The sequence below is a fragment of the Actinomadura sp. NPDC048032 genome (assembly GCF_040653175.1).
Lineage (GTDB): Bacteria > Actinomycetota > Actinomycetes > Streptosporangiales > Streptosporangiaceae > Spirillospora > Spirillospora verrucosospora.
Genome location: NZ_JBEZJP010000759.1, coordinates 1 through 1,831 on the forward strand (window position 1 = coordinate 1; position 1,831 = coordinate 1,831).

The 1,831-nt window shown below is 71.4% G+C and carries 2 protein-coding genes and 2 riboswitches; both genes read left to right on the plus strand.

All coding sequences use genetic code 11. The features are described from left to right. Nucleotides 1-72, plus strand: a riboswitch (glycine riboswitch). 9 nt (nt 73-81) lie between these two features. After that, nucleotides 82-184: riboswitch (glycine riboswitch) on the plus strand. A gap of 66 nt (nt 185-250) precedes the next feature. Further along, on the plus strand, nt 251-1,345 hold the full coding sequence (gene gcvT, locus AB0C69_RS41930; protein WP_360362426.1) for a glycine cleavage system aminomethyltransferase GcvT: 1,095 nt from the start codon (nt 251-253) through the stop codon (nt 1,343-1,345). A gap of 55 nt (nt 1,346-1,400) precedes the next feature. Next, nucleotides 1,401-1,790: a glycine cleavage system protein GcvH gene (gcvH, locus tag AB0C69_RS41935; protein WP_345184245.1), complete on the plus strand. Its 390-nt coding sequence runs from the start codon at nt 1,401-1,403 to the stop codon at nt 1,788-1,790. The last annotated feature ends 41 nt before the right edge of the window (nt 1,791-1,831 follow it).

Below are 1,831 nucleotides of genomic sequence, written 5' to 3' on the forward strand. Positions count from 1 at the left end.
GGAGAGTCCCTCGCAGCCGGTGGGGGACGCCGAAGGAGCAAATCCTCCCCGGAACCTCTCAGGCCCACGGACCGCACGGGCCAGGCGACCTCTGGAAAGCGGGGACTCCGGTCCCCCGCCGAAGGTGAAAGCCCGCCGTGCGCGGCGGGTGAAGCTCTCAGGCGCCGATGACAGAGGGGGAGGCACCGATACGCCCGGTGCGCGAGTGGGACGATGGACCACGCGCGCCCGTGACGAAGGAGCCGAGCCCATGTCCGTCGATCCGACCGCGAAGAAGACACCGCTGCACGACGTCCACGAGGACCTCGGCGCGAACCTCGTCGACTTCGCCGGCCATCTCATGCCGCTGCGCTACGCGAGCGAGACCGCCGAGCACCAGGCCGTCCGCACGGGGGCGGGGCTGTTCGACCTGTCGCACATGGGGGAGATCTTCCTGTCGGGTCCGGGCGCGGGGGCCGCGCTGGACTTCGCGCTGGTCGGCAACCTGTCGCCGATGCCGGTGGGCAAGGCCCGCTACACGATGATCTGCGGGCACGACGGCGGCGTCCTGGACGACCTGATCGTCTACCGGCTCGCGGACGAGACGTGGATGGTGGTGGCGAACGCGGCGAACGCCGCCGTCGTCCGGGAGGCGCTGGTCGAGCGGGCCGCGGGGTTCGAGGCGGCGGTGGACGACCGGTCCGACTCGTACGCGCTGATCGCCCTGCAGGGGCCGCGTTCCCAGGGGATTCTCGAGGGGTTCACGGACGCGCCGCTGGGGGACCTGAAGTACTACGCGATCCTGGCGGGGCGGGTCGCGGGCGTGGACGCGCTGGTCGCTCGCACCGGGTACACGGGCGAGGACGGGTTCGAGCTGTTCGTGGACGCGTCCGACGCGGTCGGGCTGTGGAGGGCGCTCGCCGCGGTGGAGGGGGTCGTCCCGGCGGGGCTTTCGGCCCGCGACACGCTGCGCCTGGAGGCGGGGATGCCGCTGTACGGGAACGAGCTGACGGCCGAGACGACGCCGTTCGAGGCGGGCCTCGGCCGGGTGGTGAAGCTGGACAAGCCAGGCGATTTCGTGGGCAAGGCCGCCCTGGCGGCGCAGGCGCAGACCCCGCCGGGCCGTAGGCTCGTGGGACTGGTCGCGCGGGGGCGTCGCGCGCCTCGCAAGGGGTACCAGGTCGTCACGTCCGGCGGCGCGCCGTGCGGCATCGTGACGAGCGGCGCCCCGTCGCCCACACTGGGCACGCCGATCGCCATGGCGTACCTCGACAGCGGCGTCGAGGAGGCGGGCCTCGCCGTGGACGTCCGCGGCCGGCACGAGCCGGTGGACGTGGTGGCCCTGCCGTTCTACAAGCGTTCCTGAACAAGTTGTCCGGCGGTGTGGGGCGCGCCCCCACAGTGGAAAGAGAGAAGTGATCGTGAGCGTTCCGGAGGAGCTCCGCTACAGCGAGGAGCACGAGTGGGTGTCGGGCCTCGGTGGCGAGGACGGCATCGTCACGGTCGGCATCACCGCGCACGCCGCCGACGCCCTCGGTGAGATCGTCTACATCGAGCTGCAGCCGTCGGAGGGCGACACCGTCGAGGCGGGCGAGCCGTGCGGCGAGGTGGAGTCGACCAAGTCGGTGAGCGACGTCTACTCCCCCGTCAGCGGCGAGATCACCGCGATCAACAGCGCGGTGGTGGACGAGCCGAAGGTCATCAACGACGACCCGTACGGCGAGGGCTGGATCTTCAAGGTGCGGATCTCGGAGGAGCCGGGCGACCTGCTCGACTCCGCCGCCTACGACAAGCTGATCGAGGAATCATGAGTCTGAACGACTCCCTCGCGACGGCCGATCCGGAGGTCGCC

Bases quoted from the DNA above. Each gene is read 5' to 3' on its own strand.
- gcvT (WP_360362426.1), top strand. From the start codon at position 251: ATGTCCGTCGATCCGACCGCGAAGAAGACACCGCTGCACGACGTCCAC.